Source organism: Lysobacter sp. CFH 32150 (assembly GCF_022758295.1).
GTDB lineage: Bacteria > Pseudomonadota > Gammaproteobacteria > Xanthomonadales > Xanthomonadaceae > CFH-32150.
Genome location: NZ_JALDWJ010000009.1, coordinates 66,211 through 84,378, shown reverse-complemented (window position 1 = coordinate 84,378; position 18,168 = coordinate 66,211). Strand labels below are relative to the sequence as shown.

At 63.6% G+C, this 18,168-nt stretch carries 13 protein-coding genes; 6 read left to right on the top strand and 7 right to left on the bottom strand.

Annotated features, from left to right (window positions below; translation table 11 throughout):
- The first annotated feature begins 44 nt into the window (after nt 1-44).
- From MO486_RS13170 to MO486_RS13160, 3 genes are all read left to right on the top strand, one after another.
- Nucleotides 45-1,970 carry a potassium transporter Kup gene (locus MO486_RS13170; protein ID WP_242908523.1) on the top strand — a complete coding sequence of 642 codons (1,926 nt, stop codon included), beginning with the start codon at nt 45-47 and terminating at the stop codon, nt 1,968-1,970.
- Nucleotides 1,971-2,071: 101 nt separating this feature from the next.
- The gene (locus MO486_RS13165) at nt 2,072-3,118 is read left to right on the top strand and encodes an oxidoreductase (protein ID WP_242908521.1); all 1,047 of its coding nucleotides are present in this window, start codon (nt 2,072-2,074) and stop codon (nt 3,116-3,118) included.
- 181 nt (nt 3,119-3,299) lie between these two features.
- Complete coding sequence (locus MO486_RS13160; protein WP_242908977.1) at nt 3,300-3,974, top strand: N-acetylmuramoyl-L-alanine amidase; 675 nt, start codon at nt 3,300-3,302, stop codon at nt 3,972-3,974.
- Nucleotides 3,975-4,021: 47 nt separating this feature from the next.
- Here MO486_RS13160 and MO486_RS13155 read toward each other — a convergent pair whose 3' ends face one another.
- Entirely contained in the window at nt 4,022-7,582 is a 3,561-nt protein-coding gene (locus MO486_RS13155; protein WP_242908519.1) for an EAL domain-containing protein, read from the bottom strand.
- 295 nt (nt 7,583-7,877) lie between these two features.
- Here MO486_RS13155 and MO486_RS13150 point away from each other — a divergent pair, with 295 nt between their 5' ends.
- The gene (locus tag MO486_RS13150; protein ID WP_242908516.1) at nt 7,878-8,162 is read left to right on the top strand and encodes a hypothetical protein; all 285 of its coding nucleotides are present in this window, start codon (nt 7,878-7,880) and stop codon (nt 8,160-8,162) included.
- 54 nt (nt 8,163-8,216) lie between these two features.
- Here MO486_RS13150 and MO486_RS13145 read toward each other — a convergent pair whose 3' ends face one another.
- Nucleotides 8,217-8,498 carry a hypothetical protein gene (locus tag MO486_RS13145; protein WP_242908514.1) on the bottom strand — a complete coding sequence of 94 codons (282 nt, stop codon included), beginning with the start codon at nt 8,496-8,498 and terminating at the stop codon, nt 8,217-8,219.
- A 34-nt stretch (nt 8,499-8,532) separates the two neighbouring features.
- Here MO486_RS13145 and MO486_RS16510 point away from each other — a divergent pair, with 34 nt between their 5' ends.
- Complete coding sequence (locus MO486_RS16510) at nt 8,533-9,780, top strand: HAMP domain-containing sensor histidine kinase (protein WP_242908512.1); 1,248 nt, start codon at nt 8,533-8,535, stop codon at nt 9,778-9,780.
- Between the two features lie 90 nt (nt 9,781-9,870).
- Here MO486_RS16510 and MO486_RS13135 read toward each other — a convergent pair whose 3' ends face one another.
- Both MO486_RS13135 and MO486_RS13130 read right to left on the bottom strand, forming a co-directional pair.
- Entirely contained in the window at nt 9,871-10,071 is a 201-nt protein-coding gene (locus MO486_RS13135; protein ID WP_242908510.1) for a hypothetical protein, read from the bottom strand.
- 155 nt (nt 10,072-10,226) lie between these two features.
- Nucleotides 10,227-13,199, bottom strand: coding sequence for a TonB-dependent receptor plug domain-containing protein (locus MO486_RS13130; RefSeq protein ID WP_242908508.1), 2,973 nt, complete (start codon nt 13,197-13,199; stop codon nt 10,227-10,229).
- A 725-nt stretch (nt 13,200-13,924) separates the two neighbouring features.
- Here MO486_RS13130 and MO486_RS13125 point away from each other — a divergent pair.
- Nucleotides 13,925-15,358 carry a PLP-dependent aminotransferase family protein gene (locus tag MO486_RS13125; RefSeq protein WP_242908506.1) on the top strand — a complete coding sequence of 478 codons (1,434 nt, stop codon included), beginning with the start codon at nt 13,925-13,927 and terminating at the stop codon, nt 15,356-15,358.
- A 43-nt stretch (nt 15,359-15,401) separates the two neighbouring features.
- Here MO486_RS13125 and fghA read toward each other — a convergent pair whose 3' ends face one another.
- The 3 genes from fghA to MO486_RS13110 all read right to left on the bottom strand — a co-directional run bounded on the left by fghA (nt 15,402) and on the right by MO486_RS13110 (nt 18,165).
- Nucleotides 15,402-16,232 (bottom strand): S-formylglutathione hydrolase, encoded by an 831-nt coding sequence (gene fghA / locus MO486_RS13120; protein ID WP_242908504.1) that lies wholly within the window; start codon nt 16,230-16,232, stop codon nt 15,402-15,404.
- 23 nt (nt 16,233-16,255) lie between these two features.
- Nucleotides 16,256-17,371 (bottom strand): S-(hydroxymethyl)glutathione dehydrogenase/class III alcohol dehydrogenase, encoded by a 1,116-nt coding sequence (locus tag MO486_RS13115; RefSeq protein WP_242908502.1) that lies wholly within the window; start codon nt 17,369-17,371, stop codon nt 16,256-16,258.
- Between the two features lie 113 nt (nt 17,372-17,484).
- On the bottom strand, nt 17,485-18,165 hold the full coding sequence (locus MO486_RS13110; protein WP_242908500.1) for an alpha/beta family hydrolase: 681 nt from the start codon (nt 18,163-18,165) through the stop codon (nt 17,485-17,487).
- Nucleotides 18,166-18,168 lie beyond the last annotated feature (3 nt).

Here is an 18,168-nt window from a genome sequence, read left to right as displayed (position 1 = left end):
CGTATCGAAGCGGCCTTGCAGCGTGCCACGACGCGAGAAGACCAATGAGCACCACGACCGAAAGCCCTGACTCCGCAATCGCACTTTCCACCCAACACGATCGTGGCGGCGCCAGCTTTGGCGCGCTGATGCTCGGGGCTATCGGCGTCGTCTTTGGCGACATCGGCACCAGTCCGCTGTACACCATGAAGGAAGCGTTCTCGCCGCACTACGGCCTGACGCCAGACCATGCCACCGTGCTCGGCATCCTGTCGCTGGTGTTCTGGTCGCTGGTGATTGTGATCACGGTGAAGTACGTCCTCGTGATCATGCGCGCCGACAATGAGGGCGAAGGCGGCATCATGGCGTTGACCGCGCTGGCGCAACGCACGTTGCCGCCTGCATCCAAAGCGGCCTACTTGGTCGGCATTCTCGGCGTATTCGGTGCCGCGCTGTTCTTCGGCGACGGCGTGCTGACGCCCGCGATCTCGGTGCTGTCGGCAGTCGAGGGCCTCGAAGTCGCTACGCCCGCGCTGCACAGCTGGGTGCTACCGGTCACCATCGCGGTGCTGTTCTTCCTGTTTGCGACGCAGCGCTTCGGTACGGACCTGATCGGTCGCGCCTTTGGTCCGATCATCGTCCTGTGGTTCCTGGCGTTGGCCGCGATCGGTGTTCTCAGCATCAGTCGCAATCCGGAAGTCCTGAATGCACTCAACCCCTGGTGGGGTGCCCGCTTCTTCATCGAACACGGCTGGCACGGGATTTTCATCCTGGGTGCGGTGGTGCTCGCCGTCACCGGTGGTGAAACCCTGTACGCCGACATGGGCCATTTCGGCCGCCGCCCGATCACGTTCGCCTGGAACTTCCTCGTGCTGCCCGCTTTGACCATCAACTACCTTGGCCAGGGCGCGCTGCTGCTCGCCAATCCCGAAGCCGTCAAGAACCCCTTCTATCTCGGCGTGCCGGAATGGGCGCTCTATCCGATGGTTGGTCTCGCGACAGCGGCCACGGTGATTGCCTCGCAGGCGGTGATCAGCGGCGCCTACTCCGCTACACGACAAGCGATCCAGCTCGGCTATCTGCCGCGCATGGCGATCAAGCACACATCCCGTCAAACGATGGGCCAGATCTATATCCCGTCCATCAACTGGCTGTTGATGTTCGCAGTGATCGCGACCGTGATCGGCTTCGGCAGTTCCACCGCGCTGGCGACCGCTTATGGTGTCTCCGTGACAGGCACGATGCTGATCACCAGCATCATGCTGATCGTCGCGATGCGCGCACGTGCGGCGATGCCCAGCTATGTGTTCTGGCCGCTCGCGGCACTGTTCGTGCTGGTGGACGTGGCATTCCTGTTCGCCAACCTGGTGAAGTTCATGGATGGTGCGTGGTTCCCGATCGCACTGGGCATCGTCGTGTTCACCATGCTGCGCACCTGGGGACGTGGACGCCAGCTCCTGCAGGCCGAGATTCTCAAGGACGGCATCAAGCTGGATACTTTCCTGCCCGGCCTGATGCTGTCGCCACCGGTTCGCGTGCCGGGCACGGCGGTGTTCCTGACGGCACAGCAGGGCATCGTGCCGAAAGCCCTGCTGCACAACCTCAAGCACAACAAGGTGCTGCACGAGCGGAATGTGCTGCTGACGGTGGAGACCAAGGCCGTGCCCTTCGTGCCGACGAATTCGCGGCTCACCATCGACACCATCGGCGAGGAGTTCTATCGCGCGACGATCCGCTACGGCTTCATGGAAACGCCCGATGTTCCACTGGCCCTGATGCGGTCCAGCGATTGCGCCAGCATCTGTTTCGACCCGATGGACACTACGTACTTCGCGAGCCGGGAAACCATCGTCGCGATCCGACACCGCGGCATGCCCATCTGGCGCGACAGGCTGTTTGGGTTCATGCACCGGAATGCGGCGCCGGCAACGGATTTCTTCCGCATCCCGACTACGCGGTTGGTGGAGCTGGGCGCACCTGTCGAGATCTGAGCCCGCGTCAGAGGAGGCATTCTGCAATCTCCATCGCGCCGTTCTCACCTGCGACCAACGCGAAATTTGTACTCTTGGTCCAGCCTTGACAGGAACAGTGCATGAGCGAGCGCGAAGCCCCTCTACGTGTGTCGTTGGTTGGCTATGGCTTCGCCGGCCGCACGTTCCATGCGCCGCTGATCCAGGCCGTGCCCGGTTTGTCGCTGGACTTCGTGGCTTCGCGCGATGCCGGCAAAGTGCATGCGGACCTGCCGGACGTCGAAGTCATCGATGATCCGATGCGCGCAGCAACCGACCCGCGCGCCGACCTGATCGTCATCGCCTCGCCCAACGACAGCCATGCATCGATCGCTCGCGCCGCGCTGTCGGCAGGCAGGAATGTCGTGGTCGACAAGCCGTTCACGCTGTCGCTGACCGAAGCCCGTGCACTCGGCACGCTGGCGCAGGAGCGCAATTGCCTCCTCTCCGTCTTCCAGAACCGTCGCTGGGACACCGATTACCTGGCGATCAGGCAGGCGATCGACGACGGACTGATCGGCGACGTCATGCATCTCGAATCGCGCATCGATCGCTTCCGTCCCCAGCCGCGTCCGCGATGGAGGGAACAGACGGGGCCTGGAAGCGGCGTGCTGTGGGACCTGGGACCGCATCTGGTCGACCAGGCGTTGCAGTTGCTTGGATGGCCGGACACCGTGCAGGCATGCGTCGCGGCACAGCGTGAGGGGGCGCAAGTGGATGACTGGATGCACATCGTGCTCGGCTTCGGCCAACGACGCGCCATCCTGCATGCCGGCATGCTGGCCGCCGGTGGCAGCCATCGCTTTCTCGTGCACGGCACGCGCGGCAGCGTGGTGAAACGACAACCCGATCGGCAGGAGGCGCAGCTGGTCGCGGGGTTGCGCCCTGGGGATGCGCAGTGGGGTGTCGATGACGACGACCTGTTCGTATACGACGAATCTGGCTCCGCACGACGCATGGCGGTACCGCGCGGCGACCAGTCGCGCTACTACGCTTCGATACGCGATGCGCTGCTCGGGCACGGTGAGAATCCGGTCCCACCCGTGCAGGCGATCGCGGTGATGGCGGTGCTCGAAGCGGCTGTCGTCTCGGCGCGCGAAGGGCGTGTTGTTGTGCCTGATTTGGGTTGAGTTTGGGCGTGGCGAATCGCGACTTACGTCGCTCCCACAGGTGTGGGGTGGGCGTGGGGCGTGGACGCATGGATTCGATGCAAGCACTATTGACGCTCTTTCGAAGCGGGTGGAGAGCATCTTGCGATCGAATCCACGGCGACTGGCGGTATTGGGCGCGGTTCTGTTGCTTGCCGCGTGCATGCATGCACCGCAACGCAACCCGATGGCGCAGTGGGTGCCGTCGCCGAACTACAGCGCGCGCAAGGCCACGCTGATCGTCTTGCATTACACCGAGCAGGAGTCGGTGCAGCAGAGCCTGCACACGCTGCGCACGCGCAACTCGGGCGGGCCGGTCAGCGCGCACTATCTCATCGGAAAGGATGGCGAGCTCTACCAGCTCGTCGCCGACGAGCATCGCGCATGGCATGCCGGTGGCGGCAGCTGGGGCGCGATCAGCGACGTCAACTCGGCTTCGATCGGCATCGAGATCGACAACAACGGCCGCGAGCCGTTCCCGGAACAGCAGATCGCGACCTTGCTGCGCCTGCTCGACGACCTGTGCACGCGCCATGGCATTCCGCGCACCAACGTCATCGGCCATGCCGACATGGCGCCGACGCGCAAGATCGATCCGGGTGCTCTGTTCCCATGGCAGCGCCTCGCCGATGCCGGGTTCGGGCGCTGGCCTGCGGCCGACCGTGGTCCGGCGCCGCTTGGCTTCGATGCGATGGTGGCACTACGCCTGCTCGGCTATCCGCTCGACGATCCCGCGGCCGCCATCCGCGCCTTCCACCTGCATTACCGCGGTATCGATACGACGACGCTCGACGAGGAAGATGCCAGCCTCTTGTACGCGCTGACTGCCGAAAGATAGCGATTTTCATCGCGACTTACGTCGCTCCCACAGGGGAGCGGGCGCCGCTACTTCGCCTCTTCGGACTCCATTTCCTGCAGGACATCGTGCGCGAATCCGTTGCTCCTGTGCCACAACTGCTCGAGTTCATGCACCGGCATGGCGCGTGCGATGTAGTGGCCCTGCACCTGGTCGCAACCGTGCGCACGCAGGAATTCGAGTTGCTCCACCGTTTCCACGCACTCGGCGACCACGCGCATATTGAGTCGATGCGCCATGTCGATGATGGCCAGTGTGATCGAAGCATCTTCGGCATTGGTCGTGAGGTCGCGGATGAAGGCGCCGTCGATCTTGACCGTGTCCACCGGGAAGCGGCGCAGGTAGGCCAGGCTGGAGTAGCCGGTTCCGAAATCGTCCACTGAGATCCGCACGCCCAAAGCTTTCAAGCGCTGCAGCATCTCCACGCTGTATTCGGCATCGCCCATGACGGCGCTTTCGGTGAGCTCCAGCTCCAGATGCCCCGGCATCACCTTGTACTTCTGGAGGCTGGCGGCGGTGACCGACGAGAGGCCGAGCGGATCGTTATCGATGTGCACGCGCCGGCGGGGATCGGCCGGCGCCGGCAGCAGGCTCTTGCGCATGATCTGCTGGGCCGAGACGTTGACCGCGATCGGCAGCGGCCCAAGGCCGGTGCGCTGCCAGTTGCGCAACTGACGACACGCCGTGGTGATCACCCAGGCGCCGACCGGCACGATCAGGCCGGTGTCCTCCAACACCGGAATGAACTGCGCCGGCGACACCAGTCCGTGGCCAGGCCGATGCCAGCGCACCAGGGCCTCTACCCCGGTCCAGCGACCGCTGCGCAGGCAGACCTTGGGCTGGTAGTGCAGCTCGAATTCCTCCCGCTCCAGGGCGCCGCGCAATGCCAACTCCAGCTCGAGCTTCTTGCGGACGCGCAGGTTCATCGCCTCCGTGTAGAAGCGGTAGCAATTGCGGCCGCCCTGCTTGGCCTCGTACATCGCCAGGTCGGCGTAGCGCACCAGGCTGTGCATGTCGTTGGTATCGGACGGATACACGGTGATGCCGATGCTGGCGGTGGTGCTGACCGCGTGATTCTCCACGTCGAATGGCACCGCCAGCGTGTTCTGGATCTTCTTGGCGACCTTGGCGGCGAGCTGCGGATCGCTGGGCGTCAGCAGGACCATGCCGAACTCGTCGCCTCCGAGCCGCGCGACGGTGTCGCGCAGGCGCAGGCAGCCTTGCAGGCGTTGACCGACCTGGCGCAGCAGTTCGTCGCCGACCGCATGCCCGAGGCTGTCGTTGATGTCCTTGAAGCTGTCCAGGTCGAGGAATAGCAGGAACACCTGCCAACCATGGTTGTCGGCCATCGCCATCGCGCTTTCCAGCGATTCGTGGAACAGGCGACGGTTGGGCAGGCCGGTCAGCACGTCGTAATGCGCCAGTTGCTGGAGGCGCTGCTGGGCTTCCTTGCGCTCGGTGATGTCCTGGCCCGTGCCCACCATCCCCGTGACCCGCCCGTGGCCATCGATCAGCATCCGACCCCGCGTCTGGATGACGCGAACCTCGCCGTCCGGGCAAACGACGCGATGCTCGAAATCGAATGGCTGTTTCTGGTGGAAGGCTCGATCGACAGTGCGCAGGACAAGCCTCTGGTCCGCTGGATAGATCAGCCTCAGATAGCCTTTTGGTGTGTGCTCGAAATCCTGCGGATCGCTTCTGTGGATGCGATACAGCTCATCGCTCCACGTGATCCTGTTGCTGGCGAGGCTCCACTCCCAACTGCCGACATGCGCAATCTGCTGGGCCTCGGCGAGATGCTGCTGGTTATCGGCGAGCGCGCTTTCCGCCCGCTTCCGCGCCATGAACTGCCCGAGCAAACTGCCCAGCGTATCCATCATCCCGAGCAATTCCGGATCTGGCTCCTGGATCGCAGGGGCATGGAACTCAGCCACGCCGAACACTTGCGTGCCGCTGAGGATCGGAAAACCGATCCCACCAAGGAATCCCTGTCCGGCGGCAGACCAGGCACGAGGCGAATCCGTGCCGAGCGCGACATTGGGGACCCACAAGGGCTGGCCACTGGCCCAGATACGACCAGGCAGTTCTTCTCCCGGAACGACGGACATCGCCAACGTCATGTCCAGGAAGGCATGGGCCGAGTCACCAGTGTCCGGATGCTGCCAGACCTCGACGCAGCGCATCGTATTGGTGATGTTGTCGACGGCCCACAAGGCGCCGACCGTCCACCCCATTGCCGTACCCACCGCCTCCAGCACTTTCGGCGCGGCGTCAGCGAGCGTGGCCGATTCGATCAGCGTGGCGGCGGCGGCGGTTTGCGCAACGAGCCTCCGGATCGCGCGCTGGCGTTTGATGTCATGCAGGAACGCACTGAATTTGTACGTCCCCCCCAGCTTGGTCGGCCAGATCGTCAATTCGACCGGGAGTTCATGGCCATCGCGATGCAGCGCCGTGATCTCGATGCGTTTGTTCAACACCGGTCCCTCGCCGGTCGCGAGGAAATGCTGGATACCGCGGTAATGGGCTTGCCGGAATGGTTCTGGAATGAGAATCTCGGCCATGTTGCGACCCACCACTTCCTCGCGTGACCAGCCCAGGGCGCTTTCGGCCTGCTTGTTCCAGTCCAGGATCACGCTGTGGGTATCGATGGCGATGTAGGGATCGTACGCCGTGTCGATGATGGCGCGGGCTTCGTCCTGGCTCTCCCGCAACTCCTGTTCGGTGAGTTCGTGTTGTCCGATCTCGGCCTGCAGCGCGTCGTTGGCCTGCGCCAGCTCAGCGGTGCGCTCGTGGACGCGTTGCTCGAGCTCGTCATGCATTTCCCGTAGCGCGTTCATCCGGTCTTGATGAAGGCTGACTTCACGCGCGCGCCGCGCGTCCGCCATCGAGACCATGAGGGTGGTCGCAAGCAACATGAAGGTGAAGCAGGAGATCGTCACCGCCATCCAGAAGTTGGGAATGGTCGGCGCGCCCACCGTCGCCACGCACAACGGCGAGAAAATCGCCGCGGCCATGCCGGTGTAATGCATGCCGCAGATCGCGGCGCCCATCAGCAACGCGCTACCGCCCTTGCGCCAGAAGCCCGACAGCAGCGTCTCGAGGCGAAGCTGGAATGCGATCCACAATGCCGCCCACGACGCCACCATGGCGATGACGATCGACAGCACGAACAGCATGGGGTCGTAGATCACCGGCGGCCGCATCTCCATCGCCGCCATACCGGTGTAGTGCATGGAGGCGATGCCGATCCCCATCAGCACGCCACCGCGTGCCAGGCGCCGCAGCCCCAGGCTGTCCCTGCTGACCGTGTGCAAGGCGAAGCCGGAAACGACCATCGCGATGAGCAGCGACAGGGCCGTGATCGGCCCGTTGTAGGACATCGGGATGGGCAGCCGGAACGCCAGCATGCCGATGAAATGCATCGACCAGATGCCGATCCCCATCGAGACCGCGCCGCCCACCAGCCAATAGCGCGCGGCCGGCCCGGCACTGGCCGTCACCCTCGACGCCAGGTCCAAGGCTACGTACGAGGCCATGACCGCAACGGCCATCGACAGCATTACCAGCCAGTAGTCGTAGGTGCCTTCCATGCGCCACCACTTCGAAGAAGTGTCCGCGTACCACTGCGGTGCAGACCAGCCTAGTACCACAAGCCCGGGTTAGCCGGGTGAAAGCCACCGTATACCCCCAGCGGAGCCGCTTCAACCAGGCCCGGCGGCAGGGCCGCCAAGGCCTGATTCCAGGCACCTGAGGGAAGGCAAAAAACGACGACCACAACGGATCGCTGATGCGATGAACGACGTTACGTCGACATTGACGCCATGCGCGCAGCGAACTAACAGCACAAAGCGCAATGCTTGGTAGCCAGTTACCGAGGAGCCATCGATGCCTACCAAAAACACACGGGATGATTCGAATCAGTCCCGCCCCGAGAACAGGGGCGGCCGGCAGCAAGGTCGTGGATTCGCCGATATGGAGAACAACGAGCAAAGCAAGATCATCAGGACCGGAGGAGAAGCCGTCAGTGGTGACAAACCGAAGGCAGCCGATCAGAGGGTCGGTGCGCGCAGGAATCGTCCAGAGTCACGCAAGCACGACGAGAAACCGGCATGGCTGTCCGCCACCAGCGATCGTGACGAGCAGGATGAGCACAGCGGCGGGCATCAGTAGGACTTCAACCCCATCGCACCGACAACGCAATCGTTGAAACGAATCACCAAGCGCTCAGGCCGCGGTCGCCGATGCCAAAGCACAGTCGTCGGTACTCGAGTGTAGGGAACGTCCTAAAGCTTCGGCGTGTGCCTGGCACGCATCCATCGCGGCTCGCTTGCCCGCAGGTCCGCCCTCGAAGCGCCCGAGGTCGATCTTGTCGGCGGCCGCAAAGTGCGCGCCTTCCGCGCGGCCAGCCGTGGGGAAGCAGGTAATTCGGTAATGGATGCCGTTCGCGACAGCCTCCCATTCGCCCGGGAGGAAACGGCTTGGTGTCCAGCTGAGTTCGTTCGTCATGCCCGCAACGTAAGGCCTGGCCGTCTCAAATCCTGTGAAGGCCGACCGCTCCTGCAAGCCGGATGCCCGCAAACGGCGTCAGGCCTCGGTCTGCGCAACTGGAACGAACAGGGCGTATGGTGCGGGAATGATGCACGAGTTCCTCACCGCGAACCGGGCGGAACTGATCGCACGGTGCAGGACCAAGGTCGCCCAGCGAGCGCCTCCGGGCGTGCTTGAGAAAGAGTTGGAACACGGGGTGACGATCTTCCTCGAACAGCTCATCAAGACGCTCCAGGTGGAACAGACGTCGGACCCGATACGCAGTCGCAAGGTGTCCGGACCGTCCGGGGGAGGCAAGCCGGCGCTATCGGAGATCAGCGAATCGGCGGCGCTGCACGGCAAGGAGTTGTTGCAGCACGGCTTCACGGTCGAGGAAGTCGTTCACGACTATGGCGATTTGTGCCAGTCCATCACCGACCTGGCATTCGAACGGGGCGTACTCATCGACATCGATGAGTTCAGGACGCTCAATCGCTGCCTGGACAACGCCATCGCCAATGCCGTCACCGAGTTCGGCTACCAACGCGATTCCGTCGTGGCCGGCCTGCAGGCCGATGCGTTGAACGAACGGCTGGGCTTCTTCGCCCACGAACTGCGGAACCTGCTGTGCACCGCGACGCTGGCGCTTTCGATCATCAAGGAAGGCAATGTGGGTTTGAGCGGCGCGACGGGTGGCGTGCTCGATCGTGCCCTGGTGGGCCTGGCCAATCTGATCGACCGCTCCTTGGCCGATGTGCGGATGGCGGCTGGAGCGCCCGTACAGAACCAGCTGTTTTCTCTGGCCGACTTCATCGCCGAGATCAAGCTTTCCGCATCGCTCGAGGCGAAGGTCAAGAACTGCATATTGACGGTCTCGCATGTCGATCCGCTGCTGGCGGTCGATGCGGACCGCGACCTGCTGCTATCGGCGGCAGGGAACCTGTTGCAGAACGCCTTCAAGTTCTCGCACCCGCTCAGCGAAGTGAGCCTCAACGCCTATGCCGTGGGCGATCGCATTCTGATCGACGTTGAAGATCGCTGCGGCGGCTTGCCCCCAGGGGCCGAAACGATGTTCCTTCCGTTTACGCAGATGGGCGCGGATACCAGTGGCCTGGGCCTGGGCCTGTCGATCTCTCGCCGCAGCGTTGAAGCGAACGATGGCACTCTCAGCGTTCGCAACGTTCCCGGCTCAGGATGCGTGTTCACCATCGATCTGCCCCGCCACTCGTTGCCGGTAGTTGCTGCCGTCAGTACGGTGTAGTGCCCCGCGACTTTGGCGTTCGTAACATCGCATTGGTTGAGGCAAGCCCCGCACGGCCATTCGTAACGCCTGCTTAGACTTGAATCGTCGCTAAGCAGAATTGCCGGACGGCTCGTCGGACTGGGTGTGCTCCCGCTTCTTTTTGTTCAGGGCAAGAATGCCCTTGCCAAGCCAGAAAATCCCAAACCCGTCAAAGATGAAACTCAAAGGACTGAAGTCGCCCAGGAACACCGATTGATCAGAGAGCACGCCAATCGCAATGATCACGATGCCCCAGTAGATATCCAGCATTCTTCCTCCAGCAGTTGATGTTGCCGCACGCCTGAAGCCAAGTCGTCCCGAGCCTTCGCACCAGAAAAATACCCCGCACCGGCAATGGCGGCCGGTGCGGGAAGTCCGGGGGGTTACTCAATGGCACCATGGATGGCGCTCTATGTGCTGGTGAATCAGAAGTCGTAGCTGACGCTCAGGCGGAACGAGCGCGGTGCCTGCCAGGCGATCGGTTGGTGGAAACGCGATGCGGGGTTTTCGCGTTCGTTCACCGCGGTAACGGCGTCTTCGTTGAACAGGTTGAACACGTCGAGTCCGACACGGAGTCCTTCCAGCCACTTGGGCTGGTATGCGATCTGGACACCCACGTTGCGCTGCCATTCCGTCCGGCCCCACGAGCCACGTGGCGATGGCCTGCCTCCGCAATAGAACGAGACGTTCGAGTACAGGGTTGGGTCCTGCGGCGTAATCGGTCCGGCGTAGCTGCCGAAGCAGTTCTTCGGGCGCCCCGACTGGATCAGGATATTGCTGCCGACGCTCCACTCGTCGGTGACCTTGTAGGCGCCGAACACCTTCAAGGCATGGCGGCGATCGTTGGGCAGGTAACCGTAGGAGTGCTCGGTGAACTCGGCGAAGTCGAAATCGGCGGTGATGCCGGCGTCAGGCTGCGCCAGGTCCGACTTCACGTAGCCCTCGCTGTTGCCGAAGCTCTTGGCCCAGGTGTACGAGCCCTGCACGGTCCACTTGTCGTCCCAGGCGCGTTCGAAGAAGAACTCCAGGGCCTTGTAGGTGCGGTTCGGCTTGGGCAGGCCGAGCACCGAGTTCGGTATGACGAGCTGCGTCAATCCGTTCGGGCCATCGCCGTCGAGGTCGACATTCATGGTCAGGTCGGTGCCGGGGTTCATCAGGAAACACGCACTGGTGGCGTTGGCGATGCGTCCGGCTTCATGCACCGCGATGACATTACCGGCTGCATCGAACTCGTTCGGGGTGTAACCGTTCGCCACCGCCCAGTCGTACGGACGCTGGTAGCCACAGTAATCGTCCATGCCGGCGCTCATCTTGCGATAGATGCCGCGCACGCCTGCACTCCACTTCTCGCTCAGCTGCTGCTGGAAGCCGACGATGTACTCGTCCTGGTACAGCGGCGAGAGGTTCGGATCGACCACGCCGCGCGGGTCGTTGGCCACGCCGTCGGCCTGCACCACGGTGCCGAGATTGGTGCCCAGCTGCGGCAGGTCGAAGCGGCCGCCGGTGAAGGTGCCGTTGGACGCGTAGTAGGTCTGGATATCCGTTTCCGCACCCGCCAACCGTACGTTGGTGTTGGTCATGATCGGGATGTAGTAACGGCCGGCGTTGCCGAACAGCTTGGCGCTGGAATCGCCGTGCACGTCCCAGGCGAAGCCCAGGCGTGGCGCGCGAGTGTTCTTGACCTCGACGAAGGTCACGCCATCGGCGTTGAGGTTCTTGAACGACTCGCTGCGGAAGCCGAGATAGGCGAGGAAGTTGTCGGTGACCTGCCAGCGGTCCTCGAGGTACCAGGCGGTGTTCTCGGTGTCGAATTCGCCGCCGTTGGCGAACTGGCGGACCGTGACGATCGTGGTGGTGCCGACGGGGACATTGGCCTCGATCTGTGCCGGGAGGTCGATGTCGTCGATGTCGTCCACGGTGTACTGCAAACCACCGGAGGACACGGTCTGGGCGATGGAATGGATTTCCTCGCGGTCGAGGCCGAAGCGCAGGGTGTGGTCGCCGATCGCCCACTCGCCATCGATGCGGTAGGCGGTGCGGCTATCGCCGTCTTCATCCGTGCCGAAGCTCTGTTGCACCGCGCAGCCATGCTGGTGACTGTCGCGGTTGTCGAACACGTATGGACAGTCCTGGTTCGGCACGATGGAGGCATTGACGTACTCGCCCTTGCCGTACAGCGCCGACAGGGTGAGGGTGTCGGTCAGGTAGCCGGTCCACCGCGCGCTGTAGTTGTCGCCGCCGGTGAGGAACGTGGTCCGGCCGACCTCGCGGATGCGATCGGTGCCCCATGGCGTGCGCGTGTCGTAGGACGTGCGCAGGGTCTCGTCGCGATCACGGAAGGCGGTGAGTTCGAGCAGGTGGTTGTCGTTGATGTTCCAGTCGAGCTTGACCAGTCCCTGCGAGTTGGAGGCTTCGTCATGGTTGCTGCGCGTGGCGGTCTGCCGGCCAGCGGCGTTCTGCGTGCCGTAGAAGTCATCTTCGTCTTTTTCGCCCTGGTACAGGCCGTACAGGAACAAGCGGTCCTTGATCAGCGGACCACCGGCGGCCACGGTGTAGATCAGGTTGGAGCGTTCGGTGTTCGAGTCCAGCAGCACGAACGGACCGCTGCCGTTGTCGACACGGCCGACGCGCTGGGTGGGCGCGCGCAATGCATCGGGCGACCAGACCGCGCCCACGCTGAACTTCCACTCGTTGGTACCGCGCTTGGTGATGATATTGGTTACGCCACCGAGCGAGCGGCCAAACTCCGCGCCATAGCCGCCGGTCTTGACCTGGGTCTCGGCGATACCTTCGAACGGCACCTCGTTGTATGCCAGGCCACTGCGGATATTGGTGACATTGAAACCGTTGATGTAATACGCGTTCTCCGCCGCCGAAGCGCCGCCAAACGACACGGCATTGCCGCCAAAGATGTCGGTACGCACCGTGCCCGGTGCCAGGAGCGCCACGGCCGCGACGTTACGTGCCACCGGCAGGCGGTCGATGACTTCCTCCGTGAGCACCGTGGCCGACTCGACCGAGGTCACGTCGATCGGGTTGATCGCGCCGGTGCCGACGACGGTGACGGTGTCGAGGGCGGCAGCATCCCCGCTGCCCTGAAAATCGACGTTGGCGGCGGTGCCTACGTTGACGCTGACATTGCGGGCACTGCCCCCATTGCGCGTCACGGTGTACTGGCCGGGAGCCAGCGCCGAGAAACGGTAGTTGCCGTCAGCCCCGACCGTGATGGTGCGGGAGAATCCGGTGGCTGGATTCGACACGGTAATGGTGTCGCCGGCCGTGGCATTGCCGGCGACGGCACCTGCGGTGTTGGATTGGGCGTGGATGCTGCCGGCGAAACACAAGCCGAGAGCGACACAGAGTGTGCTGCGCCGTAGCGCGCGATGACGATGAATCATGATGGATGGATTCCCCGGAGCATGGTGGTGATGGGTCACGCTTAGCGACGCCGATTGCGCCGCGCGTAACGAAAACCAAACTATTTGGGAAGCGAAGACGCAGCTAGAACCAGGCCTGGTGCTTACATCGGATCCAGTTGCGTGTCCGGATCTGCGAAGAACGCTCGGCACGCGCTGGACATGCCGCAGCGGTGGTCAGTCGATTGCTGATTGGCGTTTGTCCCGGAAACGTCGGCCTGCGCAACGTATCCATGCGCAGGCATCGTCAGTGATCGTCATTCGCACGCGCGCTTCTGTTCCGCGGCCATAGGACGATGCGATCCCGCAGGCTAGGTCCAGTTGGACGACTTTCATTGGGACCAGTGGCGCCGATGTGGCCGACGTCGCATTGCATGCAGTCGTATTGCATGCATGCGTATCGGGTACCTATTTCAACATCGCATTGAGTGTCCGCCCGGACACTTTGGAGTGTCCGGGCGGACACTCGTGGACATGCCTGTCCGAGCTACATCAAGGCGTTCGTGGATGGCACGGGTTATGCATCCGCCACTGGTTCAGGCCATTGATGCAAAGACACGCCGTGGAGGGACGCGACATTTCAATCCATGATCGATCCAACCCTGTGACGCACCATGCGCGTCGCCGGCACGTGCCGTTGTTGCGCATGCAACTGCCCAATCGGACTCACGCTGTCTTTCCGGAGTGCCAATCGTTGGGACCCTGCCATGCACCTTGAACTCGACGGTCTTGGTCCATTGCATGCCCAGCTCACCCGCGCACTGCGCGACCGCCTAGTTGCGAGCATCGGCGGAGGATCGCGCCTGCCATCCTCGCGCCAGCTCGCGAATGAGCTCGGCATATCGCGCAACACGGTGATGGCGGCCTATGAGCAGTTGCGTGCCGAAGGATTCATCGAATCACGGGCTGCGTCCGGCAACTTCGTGGCAGCGACCAGGCGCATCGACTCACCTGCTGCCACGCGCGAACGACTCGAGCCGCAGTCACGTTACTCGCGCCGCATGCGCAGGTACCACAACCAATCGAACCTGCCGAGTCACCACATCAGCGGTGTGCGCTACAGCTTCGATTGCAGCACGCCATTGACCAATCCTGCATTGACCAGTGCCTGGGCGCGCGAACTGGCACGTGCCGCTGCCTACACCTCGCCCTTCAATGCCGAAGCCCAGGGGTTACCCGAGTTACGCGAGGCCATCTGTGACTATCTGGTGCGCCGGCGCGGCGTCCAGGCCACTCCCGATGACGTACTGGTGGTCGCGGGAACCCAGCAGGGCATCGCGTTGACCGCACGCGTATTGCTGGACGAAGGCGATGAAGTTGCAATCGAGGAGCCTCAGTACTTTGCGACCCGGCAGGTACTGCAGGCCCACGGCGCCCAGCTGCATGGCGTGCCGGTCGATCAGGAAGGCCTGTGCTGCAGTGCACTTCCGGATGAAGCGCCGCGCCTGGTGTGTGTCACGCCGTCCCACCAGTTCCCGAGCGGCGCGATCATGTCCATGTCACGCCGACTCGCCCTGCTCGAGTACGCCGAACGCCATCGCTGCTGGGTCTTCGAGGATGACTACGACGGAGAGTTCCGCTATGACACCAAGCCGATCCCGGCGCTGCGTTCGCTTGACGGCGGAAACCGGGTCATCTATTCCGGCACGTTCTCGAAGGCGATGTTCCCGGCACTCCGCCTGGGTTACCTGGTGATGCCACCGAGCCTGCGGCAGGACTTCGTCGCCGCGAAGTGGCTCAACGACTTCAGTTCGCCCGCAATCGAACAGGCGGCCCTCGCCAACTTCATTGCCACCGGCGGATTCGAGCGGCACATGCGGCGCAGCGCGAAAGCATTGCAGGAGCGACGGACGGCATTGATCGACGGCCTGCGCCAGCATGCCGGGGACCGACTCGAGATCGCGGACTCGCACGCCGGGATGCATTTGCTGGTGTGGCTACGCGGAAAATCAAGGCAGCAGGGCGAGGCATTCCTCGTTCGCGCCCGCGCGGCGGGCCTCGGCATCCCGCCTATCGCACCCGAATACATGGACCCGCCCGACCGCGCCGGCATGCTGCTGAAGTACGCGGGCCTGTCGACCGCGGAAATACGTGAGGCGGTGCCGTTGTTCGTCCGCTGCCTCGATCAGATGGGGTTCTGAGCAAAACTTGCGGGGCCGTGCTGGAGGAGATGTTGATACCACATCACCTCCGCAACGCAGTCGCGTGGTGCGCGAAGTGCTCGCCGATGAAACTGGCAATGAAATAGTAGCTGTGGTCGTAGCCGGGGTGGCGTCGTAAGCGCAACGGGTGGTTGGCCTGCTTGCAGGCGGCTTCGAGCAATTCCGGCTTGAGTTGCGTGGACAGGAAATCGTCGGCTTCACCCTGGTCGACGAATAGCGGCAGGCGTTCCGACGCGCCGCGCACCAGTTCGCTGGCATCCCATGCCCGCCATGCGGCGCGATCGTCGCCGAGATAAGCGGCAAATGCCTTCTCGCCCCATGGCACCTGTGCAGGTGCCACGATCGGGGCGAACGCCGACACGCTGCGATAGCGTCCCGGGTTGCGCAACGCGATCACCAATGCACCATGGCCACCCATGGAGTGGCCACTGATGGCGCGTGCGTTGCTGGCCGGGAAGTTCGCTTCGATCAGCGCGGGCAACTCGTCGACCACGTAGTCGTACATGCGGTAATGCGCTGACCACGGCGCCTGCGTGGCATTGAGATAGAAGGCGGCACCCAAGCCGATGTCGTACCCCTCGGCGTCGGCCACGCCATCGCCACGCGGGCTGGTATCCGGTGCGACGACAATGATCCCGTGCTCGGCGGCATAACGCTGCGCGCCGGCCTTGGTGATGAAGTTCTGCTCGGTACAGGTCAGCCCCGACAACCAGTACAGCACCGGGCACGAGCCGTGCGCGGCTTGCGGCGGCAGGTAGACGCCCACGCGCATTTCGCAATCGAGCGCGCTCGAACGGTGTTTCCAGACTTGCTGCTCGCCGCCGAAACAGGCGTGCGACTCGATCTTCTCCATGTCCGTCCTTCAGTGCGCTGCTACTAGGCGTCGTAATGGATGACAGTCCGGATCGACTTGCCCTCGTGCATCAGGTCGAAGGCTTCGTTGATGCGTTCCAGCGGCAGGGTGTGGGTGATGAAGGGATCGAGGTCGATCTCGCCCTTCATCGCGTCCTCGACCATCCCCGGCAATTGCGTGCGTCCCTTGACCCCGCCGAAGGCACTGCCGCGCCATACGCGGCCGGTCACGAGCTGGAAGGGCCGCGTGCGGATCTCCTGTCCTGCGCCGGCCACGCCGATGATCACCGACTCGCCCCACCCCTTGTGGCAACACTCCAGTGCGGCGCGCATCACATCGACATTGCCGATGCATTCGAAGGAAAACTCGACGCCGCCGTCGGTCATCTCCACGATCACGTCCTGGATCGGCCGGTCGTGGTCCTTCGGATTCACCACATCGGTGGCGCCCATCTGCCGCGCGAGTTCGAACTTCCCGGGGTTGGTGTCGATGCCGATGATCCGCCCGGCCTTGGCCTGCCTGGCGCCCTGGATCACAGCGAGGCCAATGCCACCCAGTCCGAACACCGCGACGGTGTCGCCCGCTTTCACTTTGGCGGTGTTGTGCACCGCGCCGATGCCGGTGGTGACGCCGCAGCCGAGCAGGCAGACCTTCTCGTGCGGTGCCTCCGGGTTGATCTTCGCCAACGAGATCTCCGCCACCACCGTGTATTCGCTGAAGGTGCTGCAGCCCATGTAGTGGTGGATCGGCTGGCCCTGGTAGGAGAAGCGCGTGGTGCCGTCCGGCATCAGGCCCTTGCCCTGCGTGGCGCGGACCTTCTGGCACAGGTTGGTCTTGCCGGACTTGCAGAATTTGCACTCGCGGCATTCCGCCGTGTACAGCGGGATCACGTGGTCGCCCGCCTTGAGCGAAGTCACACCTTCTCCCACTTCCACCACCACACCCGCGCCTTCATGGCCGAGCACGGACGGGAAGATGCCTTCCGGATCGTCGCCGCTGAGGGTAAAGGCATCGGTGTGGCAGACGCCGGTGTGCGTGATGCGGACCAGCACTTCGCCTGCCCGCGGCGGATCGACGTCGATCTCGACGATCTCCAATGGTTTGCCCGGGGCGAAAGCGACGGCAGCACGTGACTTCATGGCGGATTCCCTTGCGTGGTGGGGTGCACGCTTCGACAGGAACGCAGGGATATAGAACGCGACACGCACAAACACAAGTCGCAGGACTGTTTGATTCGGGTGGAACGACGGATTCAATCCAGGTGGCTGGTGATCCACTCCGCCAGCGCATCGAGCGCTTCATCCAGCACCTGCGCGTCTTTCCGTCCCGAGCGTGCGGGCACATGGAAGGAATGATCGGCATCCTGGAACAGATGCAGCGTCGCGCGCTTGCCGAGGCGCTTCACCAGCGGCTGGAGGAGATCCAGCGTCGCGAGGTCGTCGCGCGTGCCTTGCAGGAACAGCATCGGCACCGTGACATCGAACAGGTGGGCGGCACGTTCGTCCGAAGGTTTGCCGGCCGGATGCAGCGGGAACCCAAGGAACACCAGGCCGCGAATCCCGGGCATCGGCGATTCGGCCTGCGCCTGCGAGGTCATGCGGCCGCCGAAGGATTTGCCGCCAGCGAACAGCGGCAGGCCCGGAAGCAGGCGCGCGGCCTCCGACACGGCCGCGCGCACGGCGGCGTGCGCAACACGCGGCGTATCGGTGCGCTTCGAGCCACGCTCCATGTAGGGAAACTGGTAACGCAGCGTGGCGATGCCGCGTGTCGCGAGTCCTGATGCAGTGACCGCCATGAACGGATGCGCCATGCCCGCCCCCGCACCATGCGCGAGCACATAACAGGCGCGTGCATCCGACGGCGCAAGCAGCAGGCCGGAGACGCGTTGCTCGGCGGCGTCGATGGCGATGGTCACAGGCTTCGGCTTCGACATGTC

Coding starts and splice junctions, on each gene's coding strand:
- fghA (WP_242908504.1), bottom strand. CDS start 16,232: ATGGAGAAGATCGAGTCGCACGCCTGTTTCGGCGGCGAGCAGCAAGTC.
- MO486_RS13165 (WP_242908521.1), top strand. CDS start 2,072: ATGAGCGAGCGCGAAGCCCCTCTACGTGTGTCGTTGGTTGGCTATGGC.
- MO486_RS13125 (WP_242908506.1), top strand. CDS start 13,925: ATGCACCTTGAACTCGACGGTCTTGGTCCATTGCATGCCCAGCTCACC.
- MO486_RS13145 (WP_242908514.1), bottom strand. CDS start 8,498: ATGACGAACGAACTCAGCTGGACACCAAGCCGTTTCCTCCCGGGCGAA.
- MO486_RS13115 (WP_242908502.1), bottom strand. CDS start 17,371: ATGAAGTCACGTGCTGCCGTCGCTTTCGCCCCGGGCAAACCATTGGAG.
- MO486_RS13170 (WP_242908523.1), top strand. CDS start 45: ATGAGCACCACGACCGAAAGCCCTGACTCCGCAATCGCACTTTCCACC.
- MO486_RS13160 (WP_242908977.1), top strand. CDS start 3,300: ATGCATGCACCGCAACGCAACCCGATGGCGCAGTGGGTGCCGTCGCCG.
- MO486_RS13155 (WP_242908519.1), bottom strand. CDS start 7,582: ATGGAAGGCACCTACGACTACTGGCTGGTAATGCTGTCGATGGCCGTT.
- MO486_RS13135 (WP_242908510.1), bottom strand. CDS start 10,071: ATGCTGGATATCTACTGGGGCATCGTGATCATTGCGATTGGCGTGCTC.
- MO486_RS13150 (WP_242908516.1), top strand. CDS start 7,878: ATGCCTACCAAAAACACACGGGATGATTCGAATCAGTCCCGCCCCGAG.
- MO486_RS13130 (WP_242908508.1), bottom strand. CDS start 13,199: ATGATTCATCGTCATCGCGCGCTACGGCGCAGCACACTCTGTGTCGCT.
- MO486_RS13110 (WP_242908500.1), bottom strand. CDS start 18,165: ATGTCGAAGCCGAAGCCTGTGACCATCGCCATCGACGCCGCCGAGCAA.